Raw genomic sequence first — 18,600 nt, 5'->3', positions numbered from 1 at the left:
GGTCGTTCAGTCACAGTGATGTTGAATGTGCCGACGTCATCGCGAGCAAGCTCGCTCCCACAGGGATTTTTGTCGGTCTCGAAAAGTATCTTCAAGCCCGACACCCAGTGGCTTAGTTGCTCTTCACCGCATACTCCGGTTTCTTGTCGTTGCCCGGGATGAACGGGCTCCACGGTTGGGCGCGGATCGGCCCTTCGGTCTGCCACACCACGTTGAACTGACCGTCAGACTGGATCTCGCCGATCATCACTGGCTTGTGCAGGTGGTGATTGGTCTTGTCCATGGTCAGCGTGTAACCGGACGGTGCGGCAAAGGTCTGGCCGGCCAGGGCTTCGCGGACTTTGTCGACGTCGGTGGATTTGGCTTTTTCCGCCGCTTGCGCCCACATGTGGATGCCGACGTAAGTGGCCTCCATCGGGTCGTTGGTCACCGCTTTGTCGGCGCCCGGCAGGTTGTGTTTCTTCGCGTAGGCTTTCCAGTCATCGACGAACTTCTTGTTCACCGGGTTCTCGACCGATTCGAAGTAGTTCCACGCCGCCAGGTTACCCACCAACGGTTTGGTGTCGATGCCGCGCAGTTCTTCTTCGCCCACCGAGAACGCCACGACGGGAACGTCGGTGGCTTTCAGACCCTGGTTGGCCAGTTCTTTATAGAACGGCACGTTGGAGTCGCCGTTGACGGTAGAGATAACGGCCGTCTTGCCGCCCGCCGAGAACTTTTTGATGTTGGCGACGATGGTCTGGTAGTCGCTATGCCCGAACGGGGTGTAGACCTCTTCGATGTCCTTGTCGGCCACGCCTTTGGAATGCAGGAACGAACGCAGGATCTTGTTGGTGGTGCGCGGGTACACATAGTCGGTGCCGAGCAGGAAGTAGCGCTTGGCGCTGCCGCCTTCTTCGCTCATCAGGTATTCAACGGCAGGGATCGCCTGCTGGTTCGGCGCCGCGCCGGTGTAGAAGACGTTCGGCGACATCTCTTCGCCTTCGTATTGCACCGGGTAGAACAGCAAGCCGTTGAGTTCTTCGAACACCGGCAGTACCGATTTGCGCGACACGGAAGTCCAGCAACCAAACACCACGGCGACCTTGTCCTGGGTCAGCAACTGACGGCCCTTCTCGGCGAACAGCGGCCAGTTCGAGGCGGGGTCGACCACCACCGGCTCCAGCATCTTGCCGTTCACGCCACCCTTGGCGTTGATCTCGTCGATGGTCATCAGCGCCATGTCTTTCAACGACGTTTCGGAGATCGCCATGGTCCCGGACAACGAATGCAGAATTCCGACCTTGATGGTCTCGGCGGCCTGGACAGTCCAGGTCATGCCCATCGCGGCAATGCTTGCCGAGAGTGTGAAAGCCTTGATCAAACTGCGACGCTTCATTGTGCGATCTCCATGAACTTATGAGTTTTCTTGGTTGGCAGATGCGGACTACTGAAGGTGTGTTTTGCAAGGGCTGTGCCCGGTCGGCAAAAGGCAGGGAAATGTCGTTTTAGAGCGGTTGAACGGTTTGATGGCGCACCATGAAGGATCGCGTCTGGCGCGTTGGTGCGAAGAGCTGCGCCAGATTGGGGCGGGTAGCATCGATCAATTGTGGGAGCGAGCCTGCTCGCGAAGAGGGGGTATCAGACAGCATGAGTGGTGACTGACAAACCGCATTCGCGAGCAGGCTCGCTCCCACAGATTTCAACGATGGCGTATCAGCTTCGGAAACGACGAGTGTCAGCTTTTAATGCAGGTTTCAAAACCATGTCCGCCACCTTCGTACTCCGGGCCGTAGTAGTACTTGGTGAATGAAGCTTTTCCGTCAGGGGTTGTAGCAATTTTCGCAATCCCGACGCCGTAATCCTTGAGCGACGGATCCGTATGGGCAAAGTAAATCGCCAGGGAACTCAAGTTGGCGGCAGCAAATCCGTCATACCGGGAATTGTCGAGCAAGGTCAGCGTAAAACCGTAGGCACCATGTTCGCCGGTACTTTGTTCGGCATTGAGCTTCATGTCGACAACACCTTCAAACGCACCGATATGGCTGTCCATTCCGGTACATTGATATCGGCCGCTGTAGTCAACGCCAGTAAAAGGTGGCTTTGCTGCCCATGCAGGCGTTGAAATAAGTGCGATGGATACGATGAGTTTTTTGAACATGGTTACCTCATTCCGTTCTTGTAGGAGTTATGATAATTAAGTTGTAGGGATAATCGTCATTGAAGTGTGCGAGTGTTTTTATTATTCAACTCGCGGGAGCGGAGTATGAGCATGATAGTGAATTTGTTCAGCGTTAACTCAATACGAGATTTTTCCAGGCATACACGCAGTTTTTAAGTTTATTTTAATTAAACATGGCGTTAACGACGTCGCATCAAACCGATGAAGAACAACCCGCCAATCGCCGCAGTGGCCACACCAATAGGCAAGTCTTCAGGGGCGATCAGTGTCCGGGCAGCGACGTCGACCCAGACCAGAAACAGGCTGCCGAGCAACACGCACACCGGCAGCGCTCTTCGGTGTTCAGCCCCAACCAGACGTCGCGCAATATGCGGCACCATCAACCCGACAAAACCGATCGACCCGCTGATCGATACCAGCACTCCGGTCATCAACGAGGCAATCAAAAACACCCGCAGGCGCACGGTGCGCGCATTCAGGCCCAGGGTCACCGCCGTCTGCTCACCGGCCATCAGCGCATTGAGCGGTCGCGCCATGCCCAACAGCAAAATCAGCCCGAGCAACACACTGGCTGTCGGCACCGCCAGCAGCTCCCAGCGTGCCAACCCGAGCCCGCCGAGCATCCAGAACATCACCGCGGAGCTGGCTCGATGGTCGCCCATGAACAGCAGCAAATTGGCAATCGCCATCATCACAAAGGACACTGCCACGCCGCACAACAACAAACGATCACTGTCGAGGCGGCCTTGGCGATTGGCGATCATCAGCACCACCAGCATGCTCAGCAATGCACCGATAAATGCCGCGATCGGCAAGGTCAGCAGGCCAACGATCTCACCGACATGCAGCACCACGATCACCGCGCCTAACGTCGCGCCGGACGTGGCGCCAAGTAAATGCGGGTCAGCCAACGGGTTGCGCGTCACCGCTTGCAGCACCGCGCCGATCAACGCCAGCCCAGCGCCCACCAGCGCGCCGAGCAGCATGCGCGGGATGCGGATCAGCCAGACGATATGTTCCTGTCCGGGGTTCCAGTCCGGCACACCGAGACCAAACAGTTTGTGCAACAGGATGCGCCACACCACATCCAGCGGCACCCGCGCCGGGCCGAAACCCAGGGACACCACGCACGACACCAGCAACAGCGCACCGAGGGCGATCAGCAACAGGGCGTAGCGACGGTTGATCATTCGCCGTGGAAACCCTTGGCCAGGGTTGCGACTGCCAGCACGTTATCGATCCCCGGCGTGGCCTGCACGTAAGGGATGACGATGAAGCGCTGGTGCTTGATCGCGTCCACTGATTGCAGGGCCTTGTTGCTCAGCAGAAACTGAATCTTCTGGTCGGCGGTGATCTCGCTGTAGTCGACGATCACGATTACCTGCGGATTGTGCTCGACCACGCTCTCCCAGTTGACCCGGGTCCAGCTCGCGTCGACATCTTCCAGGATATTGCGCCCGCCAGCGGCGTCGATCAGCGCTTGCGGCATACCCAGGCGCCCCGAAGTCATGGCCCGGTCTTCGCCGCTGTCGTACAGGAAGACCCGCGGTTTTTCCGCGGGCAGGTCTTTGCGAATGTCCGCCACTTGCACCTGCATGTTGGCGATCAGGGCATTGGCGCGGTCCTGCACGTCGAAAATTTTGCCGAGGTTGCGCAGGTCGTTGTAGGTGTCTTCGAGGCTGGCCGGCGGGCGCTTCATCACGAAGGCGCAGGATTCGCTCAGCTCATACACATTGATGCCCAGCGGCTGCAGGGTTTGTGGCGTGAGATCGCCGCCGATACGCATGCCGTAGTCCCAGCCGGCGAAGAAGAAATCGACGTTGGCATTGAGCAGGGTTTCCACCGACGGGTACTTGGCCGCCAGTTCCGGCAGGCCTTCGAGAATGCTCTGCATCTCGGGCGTCACGGCCTTCCAGCCACTGATGCCGCTATAACCGGCCATCCGTGGTTTGAGGCCGAGGGCGAGCATCATCTGGGTCATGTTGATGTCGTGGCTGAGTGCATGTTGCGGTGCCTGCTTGAAGGTCACTTCGCGGTTGCAGCTTTTGACCGTCAGCGGGTAATGGGTGGCTTCGGCCAATGCCTGGGCGCTGCCCAGCAGCATCACGAGAGAGAGGCAAGAGCGCAGCAGGGAACGCAAAGTCATGGTTGGGTTATCCAGGTGATTCGTGGGTAGCCGTGCAGTGGATGCTCATCGATCAGCGCTTGGACGCCGAACACATTGCGCAGCAGCGCAGCCGTCAAGACTTCTTTCGGCGTGCCGCTGGCGACGATACGACCATGATTGATCACGTACAGCCGGTCACAAAAAGCCGCCGCCAGGTTGAGGTCGTGGATGCTCGCCAGGGTGCCGATGTTCAAGCGCTTGACCAACTGCAAAAGCTCAAGCTGATAACGCGGATCAAGGTGGTTGGTCGGCTCGTCAAGGATCAGCAACTGCGGTTGCTGGGCCAGGGCGCGGGCGAGGATGACCCGCTGTTTTTCACCACCGGAGAGGGTGGCGAACCCGTGGTCTTCGAAGCCCTTGAGGCCGACGGATTCCAGGGCCTGATTGATCAGGTCGCGGTCTTCAAGGGTGTCGCCATCGAACAAGCCTTTGTGCGGCGTGCGGCCCATGGCGACCACTTCCTCGACGGTCAGGCCGAAGGCATCAGGGAACTCCTGCAACACCACGGCGATGCGTTGCGCGCACCAGCGCGAGGATTGTTTCCAGACATTCTGATGATCGAGCCTGACCTCGCCGCTTTCCGGTTTATTGAAGCGCCAGGCACACCGCAACAGGCTGGTCTTGCCACTGCCGTTGGGGCCGATCAGCCCGACGAACTCACCGGCGGCCACGTGTAGCGAGGCATCACGCAGCTGGAATTGGTGATGGCAATGGCCGCCTCCCAGTGGGGACCAGGAAATGTTTGCGAGGTTCAGCGAGGTCATGCAGTGACTCTTGATGTGATACCAAGGGCCCCATCGCGAGCAAGCTCGCTTCCACAGGTCTTACGCAATCCCTGTGGGAGCGAGCTTGCTCGCGATGGGGCCGGGGGTGATGCGCGGGGAGTTTACAGTGCCTTTCGCCCCGCGCATCTCGCCTGTTTCATGATGAAGATGAGGCGCTCTCAGTCTGCCGGGTGAAACGCGACAGCAGCACACGATCCAGCACCCACACCGCCACCAGCGACGCACCCACCAACGGGAAGGCCACCGCGAGGGCGAACATGATCACCATCGCGGTTTTCCATTTTGGCAGGTCATGGCGCAGCGGCGGCACGCCGAGTTTTCCTTGCGGACGACGCTTCCACCAGATCACCACGCCGCTGAAGGCGCTGAGCAAGATCATCAGGCAGATCAGCAGCACCACGATCTGGTTGAACACGCCGAACATTTTGCCTTCGTGCAGCATCACGCCGATTTCCGTGGCACGGGCGACGGTGCCGTACTGCTCGAAACGTACATCGGCCAGAACCTTGCCGGTGTACTGATCGATGTGCAGTGTGGCGTCATTGCGCGGGTCGTCGGCGAATACGGCGATGGTGAACACGCCGGTTGCAGTGGTCGGCAGGGTGATGCTGTAACCCGGTTCGACCTTGCGCTCGCTGGCGATGTTTTGTACGTCCTGCAGGCGGATGGTCGGCGAGGCCGGGCCGGCCGCTGCACCGTCGTGGGCCATGTGCTCGGCATGGTCGCCGGACATCGGCATCGGCGTATTTTCCATGGCCCACGGCACAGTCTGGCGCGTGGTGGTGTTGAGGCTGCGGGCCTCGACGTCGGACTTCGGCACGTCATCCCACATGGCTGCCGGGAACACGTTCCACACTTCGGCGTATTGCTTGCCCCAGAAGCCGGTCCAGGTCATGCCGCTGAGTAGCATCACCAGCAGCAGGGACGCGCCCCAGAACCCGGTGACAGCGTGCAGGTCACGCCACAATATGCGACCACGACTGTTCAGGCGCGGCCACAAGATGCCTGCCGCCTGACCGCGCGGCCACCACAGGAAGAGGCCGGACACCACCAGCACCACGCCCCAACCGGCGGCCAGTTCGATCAGCCGATCGCCGACGGTGCCGATCATCAGCTCACCGTGAATCGACCGGGCAATGGCTTGCAGGTTCTTCTTGGCGTCTTGCTCGCCGAGGATGTCGCCGTGGTAGGGGTCGACGAAAACGTTCAGCTCCTTGCCATCGTTGAGCACGACAAACTGCGCGCTGCGCTCGGCGTTGACCGGCGGCAGGTACTGGGTGACCTGACCTTGTGGATAAGCTGTTTTCACTCGTGTCAGCAGGTCGTCGGCCGGCACGGTGTGATGACCGGCCGGGACGTTGAGCAGGCTGCTGTACATCAGCGAATCGAGTTGTGGCTTGAACAGGTAAATGGTGCCGGTCAGGGCCAGCATCACCATGAATGGCGCCACGAACAATCCGGCATAGAAGTGCCAGCGCCAGGCCAGGTTGTAGAAATTCACTTTGGGCTGTTTCATCACGTGTGCTCCGCTTGGCTGGATCTTTTAGTTGTTTGTTTTTGCGGTTGCTGCGCAACCGATCGCGGGCAAGCCCGCTCCCACAGAGGGAGCGGGTGCCCTCAAGGGTTAGAAGCTCATGTCCACCTTGGTCCAGAGCGTGCGCCCCGGTTCCTTGATGGCTTGCGGGTCATTGGCCGGGTAGCCGAAACCGGCGTTGCCGGCCAGGTTCAAGTGCTCGGCGTAAGCCTTGCCGAACAGGTTGTCGACGCCGCTGCTGACCTTCCAGTTGCTGTTGATCCGATAGGCACCGTTGAGGGAGAACACGCCGAAGCCCGGCGTCTTGTCGAAGTCCTTGCCGACCACGTTGCCCTTGTTCTGGTCGATGCGGTTTTGCGCGGCGACCACTCTCCACAGTGCGCCGGCGCTCCAGTTGTCTTCGCTGTAGGTCAGGCCGAAACGGGCATCCAGCGGCGGCATCTGCGGCAATGCATTGCCATCGCTGCTGTTCTTGCCCCAGGCGTAGGCCAGGGTCGCGTCGGCTTTCCAGTTGTTGGTGAAGTTGTAAGCGGCGCCCAGTTCGCCGCCCATGATTCGCGCGTCGATGTTTTCGGCTTGCGAGGTCGTACCCATCATCGTCGGGGTGTAGTTGAACAGGATGTAATCGCGCACCTGCCCGACGTAAGCCGAGGCCCAGGCTTCGAGGTCTTCGGTCTTGTATTGCAGGCCGAAATCGAGCTGGGTGGTTTTTTCCGGCTTGATCGAATCGAAGGCATTCACCGAACCGGCGGGGCCGGATTTTGGTGAAAACAGCTCCCAGTAATCCGGGAACCGCTGGGTGTGACCAAGGCCGGCATACAAGGTGGTCGGGCTGTCGGCCAGGTCATGCTCGTAGCGGATGAAACCGCTGGGCAGGGTATCTGCGCGGGTGTCGTCGGCGGTCGGATTCGGGCGGGTCATCATGCCCGAGCCGGTGGTCTGCCGATAATCCTTGGCCGAGGCGCGGTCCAGGCGTGCGCCGCTGATCAGGCGGTCACGGTCGGCGGCGTACCAGGTCATTTCGCCGAACACACCGTAGTTATGGAAGTCGGCATCCTTGGTGTAGGGCAGATCCTTGTAGGTGTCGACGCCCATGGCGCCGCGCTTGCGATGCTCGTTGGTCTGCGCGTCGATGCCGCTGATCAGCTGCACATCAGCCCAGCGCCAGGTTGCCTTGATCCGTGCGCCGAGGGTACGGCGGTCGACGTTAGAGGCCATGGGGCCAGCCATCATCCCGGTGCCGGACGGCGTGCGCAGGGTGTAGTTGTCCATCACATGGTCGGCGTAGTTGTAGTAGACCTGCGCTTCGACCTTATCCAGCACCTCGCCGATGTTGGATTGTTCGAAGCGCAGGCCGAGGCTTTCGCGCAGGAACTGCGAACCGTCCATGCTGCGCCCGGCGTAGCGGGCTTCACCGTCGCCACGGCCGGCGGTCAGCTCCAGCAAGGTGTCGGTGTTTGGCGTCCAGCCCACGGCCACGTCGCCGTTCCATTTTTCATAGCGCGACGCCACGGTGTCGTTGTTGCCATCCTGATAATCGTCGGAGTGTGCGGTGTTGCCGATGACCCGCACGTAACCCGACTGACCGCCAGCGGCCGCGTCCACCAGTTTGTCGAAGCGACCGTAGGAGCCGGCCAGCACGCTGGCATTGACCCGTGTGCCGAGTTCGCCGAAGTGCTCCGGTTCGCGGTCGAACAGGATAGTGCCAGCCGAGGAACCCGGCCCCCACAGTACGGTTTGCGGGCCCTTGATTACGGTGAGTTTGTCGTAGGTTTCCGGCGAGATATAGGAAGTCGGAGCGTCCATGCGGCCCGGGCAGGCACCGAGCATCATGCCGCCGTTGGTGAGTATGTTCAGCCGCGAGCCGAACATGCCACGCAGCACTGGGTCGCCATTGGTGCCGCCATTGCGCACCATGGCGAAGCCCGGGATGGTTTTCAGGTAATCGGCGCCATCGCTGGCCGGCACCGGTTGGCGCGGGTCCTTGGGGTTGGTGACGATGGTCAAAGGTGAGCTGGGGGCAACGGCGGTAATCACCGTCGGGCTCAGTTCTTCAGTGTGACCGGAATGTTCATCGGCCAGCGCAGAAGGCGCCAGCAAAGCACCGCACAGGATCGCAGTGGCGTGCCTGAAACGAACGCCGGATTCGTTCAGGGCATAAGAGGCTTGGGCAGGGCTCAAGCACGGGACAGCGGAAAACCTGGACATGACAATTTCCATCGAACAGTCGTAAACGACACGGCCAGCAGCCTGCGCAATCCCTGTGGGAGCGAGCTTTGGTTGTCTTGCGGGCCGTGTGAGATCGGAGGTGGGTGTTTACGCGACGACGGGTGGGGCGCGGGTGCGGGCGCCGGGGAAGAAGGTTTGCCGGGCATGGCCCAGGCGCGGAGAGGGGGTGGAGAAGGTATTGACGGGCGCGATGACGAAGTTGGCGAAAGACACGCCACCGGTCAGCGCCGGGCAATTGAACAGCAGGCTGCAATAACCGCACTTTTCCCACAGCACATGGTGCCCCGGGGCTGGCGGGCAATGCTCGGCAGTGGCTTGCGTGCCATGGTCGGCATGCTCCATCGCCGACATATCCATGTGCATGTCCATGCTCATGCCTGCAGGCATGGTCATCGACATGGCGCGCGAATCCATCGGCATCGACTGAGAGATCAGCGGACCGATAAAGATCATCAGCATGGCGAACAGGCTGATCCAGCTGCCGCGTGTCAGGCTCAATGCCTGATTGCGTGACCTGGATGACCTGGCGCTAAGCGGGCGCATGGGCGTTTTCAGTTCAGGCGATTACGGCTTGTGCACGTGCGCCTGCATGGTGTCCGGCGCCTGCTTCTGCACCGCGACTTCGACCGTCACGTCACCGGACTTCTCGAAGTGCAGCGTCATGGGGAAGCGCTTGCCGTCAACCAGCAAGCTGCGGTCCTTGAGGCCCAGCAACATCACGTGATAGGCCATCGGCGCGAAAGTGACCTCGCCTCCGGCGGGCACTTCCACGCTCGGTACGTGCTGCATTTTCATCATGTCGCCTTGCATCACGTGCTCATGCAATTGCGCTTCGCCCGCGATGGGGGTGTCGACGCTGAGCAGGCGGTCGGTGGTCTTGCCTTCATTGTTGATCACGAAATACGCCGCAACGGTGGGCGCATTGGGTGGCAACTCCTGGGACCACGGATGCGCGATTTCCAGTTCGCCGACCTTGTATTCGTGTGCATTGGCAAAGCAGGCAGGCAGCAGCAACGCGGCCAGAACGATGAGTTTGTTCAACATGGCAGTTCTCCGGAACGATTTAAACGCAGGTCAATTGCGAGAAAAAATCACACCAGAGGGGAGGCACGAGGGTTGAGACTTGGCCATTGCTGGCGCGGTGACGGGCTGTCGAGCGAGGTGGCGGGCAGGCTTCGGTTGGACTCGAAGTGCGCGAAATACAGCTGTGGCGTATGCCCCGGCAACGCCACCAATGGCGCAGAACCCGAGCAGCACCAGCAATGCTGCATGTTGGAATGATCGTCGTTTTGCGGGGCTTTCTGTTCAAGGTCCCCGATGGAAATCGCCACCATCCTGGTGCCGCTGGAGCTGCAGAAACTGCCCCACAACAACTGTTCGGCAGGTGACTTCGTTGTTTGCGCCATCGCTCCGGACATCGGCATGGCGAGCATGTTGAACAGCACTGCGAAGCAGGCTATCCAGGCAATTGCGAGCCGTTGTCGGGACATGGGACAAAATCCGTTTGGGTGGGCGATCAGGCGCGGGCTATTTAGCCTGATCAGGGCCGATAAGTAAAAAGGCGGTGTGCGGTTTGGTGTCGCAGCGTAATCAGACAGCGATGGCATGCAAGCGCAGACCCAAGGCTTTCATAACTTTCATGATAGTCGCGAATTCCGGATTGCCACTACTGCTCAGCGCTTTGTAAAGACTCTCGCGTCCCAGGCCGGCATCACGGGCAATTTGTGTCATGCCCTTTGCCCGGGCGATATCGTTGAGCGCTGCACGTATCAGCACGCCATCTCCGGCATCCTCTTCAATGCAGGCATCCAGATAAGCCGCCATTTCCTCCGGCGTCTTGAGAAACTCGACGGCATCAAAACGGGTAAATTGTTCGGCCATGATTTACTCCTCATTACCGATATTGTGTGCCGGGTGCGCTTGATTGGTTCAGGAGGAGGCGAACTATAGGATTGAGGCCGTAGAGTCGATAGCCAGCTTCGTCTGAGAATACTGCCAGCGGAATCGCAAGGTTTTGCAGGTCTAAGGAATAGTCCTACGCTGATAGGGCATCCAGCATATCTGCCACCGAGCCAAACTCCCGTTCCACACCTGGCAATTCGGGGCGCTTCAAAACAATCACCGGAACCCCACGCTCACGCGCCACTTCCAGCTTCGGCTCGGTCGCCGTGCTGCCGCTGTTTTTGCTGATCAGCACATCGATGTTTCGCCGTTCGAACAACTCACGTTCATCGTCGATCAGGAAGGGCCCACGTGCGCCGATCACTTCGCAGCGCTCGTTGCCCGGATACACGTCCAGCGCGCGCAGGGTCCAGAATTGCTCCGAAGGAATTTCATCCAGATGTTGCAAGGGCTCGCGACCGAGGGTGAACAGCGGTCGACGGAAGGGCTTCAGGGCGTCGATCAGTTCGGCCCAATCGCTGACTTCCCGCCAGTCATCCCCCGCCTGGGCTTGCCAGGCCGGACGCCGTAGCGCCCAGCAGGGAATGCCGCACGAGCGCGCGGCGGTCGCGGCGTTCTGGCTGATTTGGGCGGCGTAGGGGTGAGTGGCGTCGAGCAGCAGATCGATGCCTGAATCGCCAATGAACTGCGCCAGACCCTCGGCACCGCCGTAGCCGCCGACGCGCACCTGGCATTGCAGATCGGTCGGCACCCGACCGACACCGGCCAGGCTGTAGATATGTTGCGGTCCCAGCGTGCGGGCAATGGCCATGGCTTCGGTCACGCCGCCGAGCAACAGGATGCGCTTCATGGAAATGCTCCCGCATGGCCAACGATCCCGCCCTGGCGATCGATGGCAAAGACTTCCACCTGAACCTGCGCCGGCACCACGCTACGGGCAAAGTCCAGGGCGTGCTGACAGACTGCATCACCCAGGGCGACCCCGGCTGCGGCGGCCATGGCCAGTGCCTGCTGGCTGGTGTTGGCCTCGCGGATACTCTGCTGCAACGCCGCATCGGCGCCGACCTGCGCCGCCCATAGCGCCAGTTGCGGCAGGTCAATGCTCGAATGACGACTGTGCAAATCCATGTGCCCGGCCGCCAGTTTGCTGATCTTGCCGAAACCACCGCACAGGCTGAGTTTATCCACAGGTACTTTGCGCAGGTGCTTGAGCACGGCGCCAACGAAGTCGCCCATTTCGATCAGGGCGATTTCCGGCAGGTTGTAGACCCGGCGCATGGTGTCTTCGCTGGCGTTGCCGGTGCAGGCGGCGATGTGCAGGTAACCGTTGGTTTTCGCCACGTCGATGCCCTGGTGGATCGAGGCGATGTAGGCCGCACAGGAAAACGGCCGGACGATTCCACTGGTGCCGAGGATCGACAGGCCGCCAAGAATGCCCAGGCGCGGGTTCATGGTTTTCAGTGCCAGTACCTCGCCGTTCTCGACATTGACCGTGACCTCGAAACCGCCTCTGTAGCCGAGTTCGTCGGCCAGTCGGGCCAGGTGTTCGCTGATCATTTTGCGCGGCACCGGGTTGATCGCGGGCTCGCCGACACCCAGCACCAGCCCGGGCCGGGTCACTGTGCCGACGCCGCGACCGGCCTTGAAGCGAGTCCCCGGTTCGCTGCTCAGGCGCACCTGGGAGTAGAGCAGGGCTCCGTGGGTCACGTCCGGATCGTCACCGGCGTCCTTGAGGGTTCCTGCTTCGGCGCCGTCCTCGGTGAGGCGGCAGAACTCCAGGCGCATCTGCACCTGTTTGCCCTTGGGCAACACGATTTCCACCGCATCGGTCGCTGTGCCAGCCAGCAGCAGGCGCGCGGCGGCGAGGCTGGTGGCCGTGGCGCAACTGCCGGTGGTCAGGCCACTGCGCAGGGGGGCGGGTTGTTCGGCGGTTTCGTCACGCATCGAAGGGTTTCGTCACATCCAGCAAGGTAATCGGCAAGGCCTGGCGCCAGGTGTCGAAGTCGCCCAGGGGTTGTGCCTGGGCGATATGAATGCGGGTCAACTCCCCGCCATGTTGCTCGCGCCAGGCCATCAGGGTCATTTCACTTTGCAGGGTGACTGCGTTGGCGATCAGTCGGCCACCGGGTTTGAGTCCGGCCCAACAGGTATCGAGCACACCCTCGCGGGTGACGCCGCCGCCGATGAAAATCGCATCCGGCCGCTCAAGCCCGGCGAGGGCCTGCGGTGCGTTGCCGCGAACCAGTTGCAGGCCGGGAACGCCGAGGGCATCGCGGTTGTGTTCGATCAGCGCTTGTCGGCCTGCATCGGCTTCGATGGCCAGTGCGCGGCAAGCAGGGTGGGCGCGCATCCATTCGATGCCGATCGAGCCGCTGCCGGCACCGACGTCCCACAACAGTTCGCCGGGGATCGGGGCCAGGCGCGCGAGAGTGATGGCGCGCACATCGCGTTTGGTCAGTTGGCCGTCGTGCTTGAACGCCGAGTCCGGCAGGCCGGCCAGTCGAGACAGGCGCAGCGTATTCGGCTCGGCGATGCACTCTATGGCGATCAGGTTCAGGTCGGCGATCAGCGGATCGTTCCAGTCACTGGCGATACCGTCGACACGCCGCTCGGCTTCACCGCCCAAATGTTCGAGCACAGTTATCCGGCTCGGACCGAAACCACGTTCACGCAGCAGTGCGGCGATGGCGGCGGGGCTGCTGCCGTCGTTGCTCAACACCAGCAAGCGCACGCCGCTGAACAACTGCGTGCTGAGTGCGGCGACGGGGCGGGCAACCACCGACAACGTGACCACTTCCTGCAGGGGCCAGCCCATACGCGCCGCGGCCAGTGAGCAGGATGAGGGAGCTGGAAGCGTCAGCATCTCGGCTGCGGGGAGTTGCCGAGCAAGGCTGGCACCGACGCCGAAGAACATCGGATCGCCGCTGGCCAGGACACAAACGGGTTCGCCACGGTGCGACAGCAGCGACTCAAGGGAGAAAGGGCTCGGCCACGGCTGGCGCTCGCCGCGTATGCACGGCGGGAGCAACTCCAGGTGCCGCTGGCCGCCGAAGATTTTCGCGGCGCGCAACAGCGCATGCCGGGCGTTCTTGCCCAGGCCCTTGAAACCGTCTTCGCCGATGCCTACTACCGTCAGCCAGGGTGTCATGCCATTCCTCAATCACGCATTCAACGTTGTTGGGCGGCATGATAGCGCGGGTTCCTTGAGCTGACTGCCTTCTCTTCCCGACCGGAGTCTTTTCATGAAGCGAAGTAAAGCAGGCATAATACCGCGCACTTTCGCCGTGAATTGCCTCGCCATCTGAACGGGTCCGCCTTGAACGAACGTCCGCTGTCCGCTGCCTTACGCCCCTCGGCCTGTCCGGGGTTGCTGCGTATTGCCCCGGCGCTGGATGGCGGCATCTGCCGGATCAAGTTGAACGGCGGTTCGATCAGCAGCGTCCAGGCCGAGGCCGTGGCGGCTGCGGCCGAGCGTTTCGCCAGCGGAGCGATCGAGGCGACCAATCGGGCCAACCTGCAGATTCGCGGAATTGGCAGCGACCAAACGGCGTTGATCGACAGCCTGCTGGCCGCCGATCTGGGACCGCAAAACGCGGCCGGCGATGATGTGCGTAACCTGATGCTCAGCCCCGGCGCCGGGATCGATCGGCGCATGCTGTTCGACACTCGCCCGCTGGCCGGGCAGATCCTCGCCACACTGCAAGGCCAAGAAGCGTTCCACGACCTCAGCGCCAAGTTCGCCGTGCTGCTTGATGGCGGTGAAGACCTGACGATGCTCGAACATCCCCATGACCTGTGGCTCTCTGCGTTTGAGCAAGACGGCGAGCGACGGCTGGCGTTCGGTCTGGCGGGATGCCCGACGGACAGACCCGCCGGATCGGTTGCACTGGCTGACGGGCACGCGCTGGTGGTTGCGGTCCTTGAGTTGTTCCTTGAACTGGCGCGGCCCGAGCAGACGCGGATGCGCCATTTGCTGGCCGAGTACCCGATCGAGGGCATGCTGTCTCGACTGGCCGAGCGAGTGCCGCTGCGAGCCGTTGTCGGTTGGCAGCGGGTTTCAGACTCCAGTAATTTGCACATCGGGGCCCATCCCCAAGCCGAGTCCGGTCTTGTCTATGTGGGGGTCGTCCCGCCGCTGGGGCGGCTCGATCCCGCGATGCTGCGGGGTGTGGCGCAACTGGCCCGCGAGTTCGGTGATTCGAGCCTGCGCTTCACGCCCTGGCAAAGCCTGCTGCTGCCGAATATCAGCACGGGCAATGCCGCCGAAGTCATTCGGCGTCTGCAGCATTTGGGCTTGCTGTGCGAAGCCCAACAGCCGTTGTCGCGCTTGATCGCCTGCACCGGTTCCAGCGGTTGCGGCAAAGGCTTGGCCGAGACCAAGGGCGATGCCCTGCAACTGGCCGCGCTGCTGCACCGCCATGGACCGGCGTTAAACATACATCTGAGCGGCTGCCCGCGCTCCTGCGCCGCCGCACATACCGCACCTGTCACATTGCTGGCCGTCGCCCACGGTCACTACGATCTCTATTTTCGCGATGCAGGGCAGCCGGGTTTCGGCGCCCTGCACGCACGCAACCTTACTATTGAAGCGGTCGCGGCCCTGCTCGACGCCCGCTCACGGAGCCCCCTTGATGCTTGATTACATCCGCGACGGTCAGGAGATCTATCGCAACTCCTTCGCGATCATTCGCGCCGAGGCCAACCTCGACCGAATCCCGGACGATCTGGAAAAACTCGCGGTCCGTGTGATTCACGCCTGTGGCATGGTCGAGGCCATCGACGGTTTGCAGTTTTCCGCAGGGGCGGGCAAGGCCGGGCGTGATGCGCTGGCGGCCGGCGCGCCGATTTTGTGCGATGCGCGGATGGTCTCCGAAGGCGTGACCCGCGCGCGCTTGCCGGCGAACAATCCGGTGATCTGCACCTTGCGCGACGAGAGCGTTCCGGAACTGGCCCGTGAATTGGGCAACACCCGTTCAGCCGCTGCGCTGGAACTGTGGCGTCCGCATCTGGAAGGCAGCGTGGTGGTCATCGGCAACGCACCGACGGCGCTGTTTTACTTGCTGGAAATGCTCGACGCCGGTGCGCCGAAACCGGCGCTGATCCTCGGCTTTCCAGTGGGCTTCGTCGGCGCCGCTGAATCCAAGGCAGCGCTGGCGGCCGACAGCCGTGGCGTGCCTTTCGTCATCATGCAGGGCCGCCTGGGCGGTAGCGCCATGGCCGCCGCCGCTGTCAACGCCCTCGCCACGGAGATCGAATGATGCAGCAACCTGGACGTTTGATCGGCCTCGGCGTCGGCCCCGGTGATCCGGAACTGATTACCGTCAAAGCCCTGCGCTTGCTGCGCGAGTCGCCGGTAGTGGCGTACTTCGTCGCCAAGGGTAAAAAGGGTAATGCCTTCGGCATCATCGAGGCGCATCTGCAGGAAGCGCAGAATCTGTTGCCGCTGGTGTACCCAGTGACTACCGAAGCCTTGCCGGCACCGTTGTCCTACGAGCAAGTGATCAGCGACTTCTACGATGACGCAGCCGCCGAACTGGCGACGCATCTTGATGCCGGTCGCGACGTGGCGGTGATTTGCGAAGGCGATCCGTTCTTCTACGGCTCTTACATGTACCTGCACGACCGGCTCGCCGAGCGTTATCAGGCCGAAGTCGTGCCGGGCGTGTGCTCGATGCTCGGCGGCGCCTCGGTGCTCGGTGCGCCGCTGGTGTATCGCAATCAGAGTCTGTCGGTGTTGTCCGGTGTGCTGCCGCAGGACGAACTCAAGCGTCGCCTGGCCGATGCCGATGCGGCGGTGATCATGAAACTTGGGCGCAACTTTCCCAAGGTTCGCCAGGTGCTGGAAGAACTCGGCCTGGCCGAGCGCGCGTTGTACGTCGAGCGCGCGACCATGGCCAATCAGAAGATCGTACCGATGGATCAGGTCGAGCCGATGTCCTCGCCGTACTTCTCGTTGATCATCGTTCCTGGCGAAAGGTGGCAAGGCTGATGCCCCGTCCAGTTCCGGCGATTGTCATTCTTGGCAATGGCAGCCTCGCTACCGCACGCAGCATTCAGCAGGTGTACCCCGAAGCCCTTATCCATGGCATGGCCGAACGGGTCGAAGGCGCGGATCGGGTCTATCACGAATTCGGCGCGACCCTGCGCGACCTCTATCAACAGGGCACACCGATCATTGCCCTGTGCGCGGCGGGGATCGTGATCCGCACGCTGGCGCCCTTGTTGCTGGAAAAGGGCGCCGAGCCACCAGTATTGGCGGTGGCCGAAGACGGCAGCGCCGTGGTTCCACTGCTGGGTGGTCTCGGCGGGGTGAATGTGATGGCGCGGGAGATTGCCGCCGCGCTTGAAGTCGCTGCGGCGATCACCACCAGCGGCGAGTTGCGTTTCGGTACTTGCCTGCTCAATCCGCCCAGCGGCTATGCCCTTGGCGATCTGGAACTGGGCAAGCGTTTCGTTTCCGATTTGCTCGCCGGCGAAACCGTGCGTATCGAAGGCGAGGCGCCGTGGCTGGCGCAGGCGCAATTGCCTGAAGATGTGCAGGCCCGACTGGCGGTGCATGTCAGTCATGCCGAACGGGCACCCGCGGCCAACGAATTGTTGATCTACCCGCGCAATGTGGTGGTCGCTGTGGATGCTGGCCTGGTGAACGTCGCGGGGGCGGTGCGCGAAGCTTTGCATCAGGCGAAAATCGCCGTGCAGTCGCTGGCCTGCCTGTTGGCCGCCGACACCGAAATGGCCAGTTCGGGGTTGCGCGAGGCGGCGCTTGAACTGGGTGCGCCGCTGCGTTTTGCCGGCGCTGAGAAGGCGCTTGGCGAACGTCTGCGTACTGCCATCGGCCAGCCCGTTTCCATGCTTGGTAGCGACACCGTTGCCATTGCGGTGGCAGGGCAGCCGCTGGACCCGTTTCAGATCGGCCGCCCGCGTGGACGGCTGGCGGTGATCGGCCTCGGGCCAGGCGCTGCTGAACTGATGGTGCCGGCCGTGAAGGCTGAACTGGCACGCGCCAACGATGTATTGGGCTACGAAACCTATGTGCGCATGGCCGGGCCGTTTCGTGCCGACCAGGTACTGCATTGCACCGACAACCGCGAAGAGATGCAGCGCGCCCGCCACGCTTTCGAACTGGCAGCCCAAGGGCGTTCGGTGGTGGTAGTTTCTTCAGGGGATCCGGGTGTTTTCGCCATGGCTGCGGCGGTGCTGGAGGCACTGCATGAATCCACAGACACCCATTGGCACAACGTCGATCTCGAGATTTTGCCGGGGGTTTCCGCCTCGCTGGCGACAGCAGCCCAGGCGGGTGCGCCGCTGGGGCATGACTTCTGTGTGCTGTCGCTGTCGGATAACCTCAAGCCCTGGGCAGTCATCGAGAAACGCCTGGACCTGGCCGCTCAAGCCGATCTGGCCCTGGCCTTCTACAACCCGATTTCCCGTTCGCGGCCATGGCAATTGGGCCAGGCGCTGGACATCGTCGCCCGGCACCGCGTGCCGCAAACACCTGTCGTGTTGGGGCGGGACATTGGCCGGCCGGGTCAGACACTGCGCGTCACGACCCTCGGCCAATTGACCCCCGACCAAGTCGATATGCGCACGATGGTATTGATCGGCTCATCCTTGACCTGTGTTTTTCCGCGGGTCGGCGGCGGTGATTGGGTTTACACGCCGCGCTGGTACCCAAGCAAGCCAGTCACCTGAGTGAAAGCGGCTTTGCTCAAAGGTCGCTGATGTTCAAGGCAACAACTAACGATAGGGCCTGCGATTGACGAAAGTTGTCGCGGGCCTTTTTATTTTCTAATAGTTCCTGAAATAAGTTCTAAGTGTTTTT

Annotated in this window: 18 protein-coding genes; 4 read left to right on the top strand and 14 right to left on the bottom strand. The window is 61.6% G+C overall.

All coding sequences use genetic code 11. The features are described 5' to 3' along the window. Window positions 1-112: 112 nt before the first annotated feature. The 14 genes from urtA to cbiE form a co-directional block, all read right to left on the bottom strand. Complete coding sequence (urtA, locus tag AC1D1M_RS08845) at window positions 113-1,378, bottom strand: urea ABC transporter substrate-binding protein (protein WP_007996683.1); 1,266 nt, start codon at window positions 1,376-1,378, stop codon at window positions 113-115. A gap of 339 nt (window positions 1,379-1,717) precedes the next feature. Beyond that, window positions 1,718-2,140 (bottom strand): hypothetical protein, encoded by a 423-nt coding sequence (locus AC1D1M_RS08840; RefSeq protein ID WP_477775338.1) that lies wholly within the window; start codon window positions 2,138-2,140, stop codon window positions 1,718-1,720. Window positions 2,141-2,340: 200 nt separating this feature from the next. Beyond that, entirely contained in the window at window positions 2,341-3,351 is a 1,011-nt protein-coding gene (locus AC1D1M_RS08835) for a FecCD family ABC transporter permease (RefSeq protein WP_477775337.1), read from the bottom strand. Further along, complete coding sequence (locus AC1D1M_RS08830; protein WP_477775336.1) at window positions 3,348-4,307, bottom strand: ABC transporter substrate-binding protein; 960 nt, start codon at window positions 4,305-4,307, stop codon at window positions 3,348-3,350. The genes AC1D1M_RS08835 and AC1D1M_RS08830 overlap by 4 nt, the downstream gene beginning before the upstream one ends. Then, entirely contained in the window at window positions 4,304-5,092 is a 789-nt protein-coding gene (locus AC1D1M_RS08825) for an ABC transporter ATP-binding protein (protein WP_477775335.1), read from the bottom strand. Before AC1D1M_RS08825 ends, AC1D1M_RS08830 begins: the two co-directional genes overlap by 4 nt. A 157-nt stretch (window positions 5,093-5,249) precedes the next feature. Then, entirely contained in the window at window positions 5,250-6,629 is a 1,380-nt protein-coding gene (locus AC1D1M_RS08820) for a PepSY-associated TM helix domain-containing protein (RefSeq protein WP_477775334.1), read from the bottom strand. A 108-nt stretch (window positions 6,630-6,737) separates the two neighbouring features. Beyond that, window positions 6,738-8,855: a TonB-dependent copper receptor gene (locus AC1D1M_RS08815; RefSeq protein ID WP_477775333.1), complete on the bottom strand. Its 2,118-nt coding sequence runs from the start codon at window positions 8,853-8,855 to the stop codon at window positions 6,738-6,740. A gap of 108 nt (window positions 8,856-8,963) precedes the next feature. Continuing rightward, window positions 8,964-9,419, bottom strand: a complete 456-nt coding sequence (locus AC1D1M_RS08810) for a DUF2946 domain-containing protein (protein ID WP_477775332.1) — start codon at window positions 9,417-9,419, stop codon at window positions 8,964-8,966. 21 nt (window positions 9,420-9,440) lie between these two features. Further along, entirely contained in the window at window positions 9,441-9,920 is a 480-nt protein-coding gene (locus AC1D1M_RS08805) for a copper chaperone PCu(A)C (RefSeq protein ID WP_477775331.1), read from the bottom strand. Between the two features lie 47 nt (window positions 9,921-9,967). Then, the gene (locus AC1D1M_RS08800) at window positions 9,968-10,366 is read right to left on the bottom strand and encodes a DUF2946 domain-containing protein (RefSeq protein ID WP_477775330.1); all 399 of its coding nucleotides are present in this window, start codon (window positions 10,364-10,366) and stop codon (window positions 9,968-9,970) included. Window positions 10,367-10,466: 100 nt separating this feature from the next. Further along, a complete protein-coding gene (locus AC1D1M_RS08795) occupies window positions 10,467-10,757 on the bottom strand; it encodes an addiction module antidote protein (protein WP_477775329.1) in 291 nt (96 codons plus the stop codon). A 154-nt stretch (window positions 10,758-10,911) separates the two neighbouring features. After that, a complete protein-coding gene (locus AC1D1M_RS08790) occupies window positions 10,912-11,628 on the bottom strand; it encodes a cobalt-precorrin-6A reductase (protein WP_477775328.1) in 717 nt (238 codons plus the stop codon). Continuing rightward, window positions 11,625-12,722, bottom strand: coding sequence for a cobalt-precorrin-5B (C(1))-methyltransferase (locus tag AC1D1M_RS08785; RefSeq protein WP_477775327.1), 1,098 nt, complete (start codon window positions 12,720-12,722; stop codon window positions 11,625-11,627). The genes AC1D1M_RS08790 and AC1D1M_RS08785 overlap by 4 nt, the downstream gene beginning before the upstream one ends. Then, window positions 12,715-13,926, bottom strand: coding sequence for a precorrin-6y C5,15-methyltransferase (decarboxylating) subunit CbiE (gene cbiE, locus AC1D1M_RS08780; RefSeq protein WP_477775326.1), 1,212 nt, complete (start codon window positions 13,924-13,926; stop codon window positions 12,715-12,717). Before cbiE ends, AC1D1M_RS08785 begins: the two co-directional genes overlap by 8 nt. 183 nt (window positions 13,927-14,109) lie before the next feature. Between cbiE and cobG the strand changes: the two genes are divergently transcribed. Genes cobG through cobJ form a run of 4 tightly spaced genes read left to right on the top strand, consistent with a single transcriptional unit; the run spans window position 14,110 to window position 18,470 of the window. Next, the gene (gene cobG, locus AC1D1M_RS08775) at window positions 14,110-15,417 is read left to right on the top strand and encodes a precorrin-3B synthase (protein WP_477775651.1); all 1,308 of its coding nucleotides are present in this window, start codon (window positions 14,110-14,112) and stop codon (window positions 15,415-15,417) included. Then, a complete protein-coding gene (locus AC1D1M_RS08770; protein ID WP_458370589.1) occupies window positions 15,410-16,036 on the top strand; it encodes a precorrin-8X methylmutase in 627 nt (208 codons plus the stop codon). The genes cobG and AC1D1M_RS08770 overlap by 8 nt, the downstream gene beginning before the upstream one ends. Further along, window positions 16,036-16,767, top strand: a complete 732-nt coding sequence (locus tag AC1D1M_RS08765; protein WP_477775650.1) for a precorrin-2 C(20)-methyltransferase — start codon at window positions 16,036-16,038, stop codon at window positions 16,765-16,767. The genes AC1D1M_RS08770 and AC1D1M_RS08765 overlap by 1 nt, the downstream gene beginning before the upstream one ends. After that, a complete protein-coding gene (gene cobJ / locus AC1D1M_RS08760) occupies window positions 16,767-18,470 on the top strand; it encodes a precorrin-3B C(17)-methyltransferase (RefSeq protein WP_477775325.1) in 1,704 nt (567 codons plus the stop codon). Before AC1D1M_RS08765 ends, cobJ begins: the two co-directional genes overlap by 1 nt. Window positions 18,471-18,600 lie beyond the last annotated feature (130 nt).

The sequence above is a fragment of the Pseudomonas sp. P1_F7 genome (assembly GCF_056405655.1).
The sequence above is the reverse complement of the archived record's forward strand: the minus strand, read 5'-3'. Positions and strand labels throughout refer to the sequence as shown.

Excerpts from the sequence above, each read along its gene's own strand:
- urtA (WP_007996683.1), bottom strand. The coding sequence starts at position 1,378 with ATGAAGCGTCGCAGTTTGATCAAGGCTTTCACACTCTCGGCAAGCATT.
- AC1D1M_RS08840 (WP_477775338.1), bottom strand. The coding sequence starts at position 2,140 with ATGTTCAAAAAACTCATCGTATCCATCGCACTTATTTCAACGCCTGCA.
- AC1D1M_RS08835 (WP_477775337.1), bottom strand. The coding sequence starts at position 3,351 with ATGATCAACCGTCGCTACGCCCTGTTGCTGATCGCCCTCGGTGCGCTG.
- AC1D1M_RS08830 (WP_477775336.1), bottom strand. The coding sequence starts at position 4,307 with ATGACTTTGCGTTCCCTGCTGCGCTCTTGCCTCTCTCTCGTGATGCTG.
- AC1D1M_RS08825 (WP_477775335.1), bottom strand. The coding sequence starts at position 5,092 with ATGACCTCGCTGAACCTCGCAAACATTTCCTGGTCCCCACTGGGAGGC.
- AC1D1M_RS08820 (WP_477775334.1), bottom strand. The coding sequence starts at position 6,629 with ATGAAACAGCCCAAAGTGAATTTCTACAACCTGGCCTGGCGCTGGCAC.
- AC1D1M_RS08815 (WP_477775333.1), bottom strand. The coding sequence starts at position 8,855 with ATGTCCAGGTTTTCCGCTGTCCCGTGCTTGAGCCCTGCCCAAGCCTCT.
- AC1D1M_RS08810 (WP_477775332.1), bottom strand. The coding sequence starts at position 9,419 with ATGCGCCCGCTTAGCGCCAGGTCATCCAGGTCACGCAATCAGGCATTG.
- AC1D1M_RS08805 (WP_477775331.1), bottom strand. The coding sequence starts at position 9,920 with ATGTTGAACAAACTCATCGTTCTGGCCGCGTTGCTGCTGCCTGCCTGC.
- AC1D1M_RS08800 (WP_477775330.1), bottom strand. The coding sequence starts at position 10,366 with ATGTCCCGACAACGGCTCGCAATTGCCTGGATAGCCTGCTTCGCAGTG.
- AC1D1M_RS08795 (WP_477775329.1), bottom strand. The coding sequence starts at position 10,757 with ATGGCCGAACAATTTACCCGTTTTGATGCCGTCGAGTTTCTCAAGACG.
- AC1D1M_RS08790 (WP_477775328.1), bottom strand. The coding sequence starts at position 11,628 with ATGAAGCGCATCCTGTTGCTCGGCGGCGTGACCGAAGCCATGGCCATT.
- AC1D1M_RS08785 (WP_477775327.1), bottom strand. The coding sequence starts at position 12,722 with ATGCGTGACGAAACCGCCGAACAACCCGCCCCCCTGCGCAGTGGCCTG.
- cbiE (WP_477775326.1), bottom strand. The coding sequence starts at position 13,926 with ATGACACCCTGGCTGACGGTAGTAGGCATCGGCGAAGACGGTTTCAAG.
- AC1D1M_RS08770 (WP_458370589.1), top strand. The coding sequence starts at position 15,410 with ATGCTTGATTACATCCGCGACGGTCAGGAGATCTATCGCAACTCCTTC.
- AC1D1M_RS08765 (WP_477775650.1), top strand. The coding sequence starts at position 16,036 with ATGCAGCAACCTGGACGTTTGATCGGCCTCGGCGTCGGCCCCGGTGAT.
- cobJ (WP_477775325.1), top strand. The coding sequence starts at position 16,767 with ATGCCCCGTCCAGTTCCGGCGATTGTCATTCTTGGCAATGGCAGCCTC.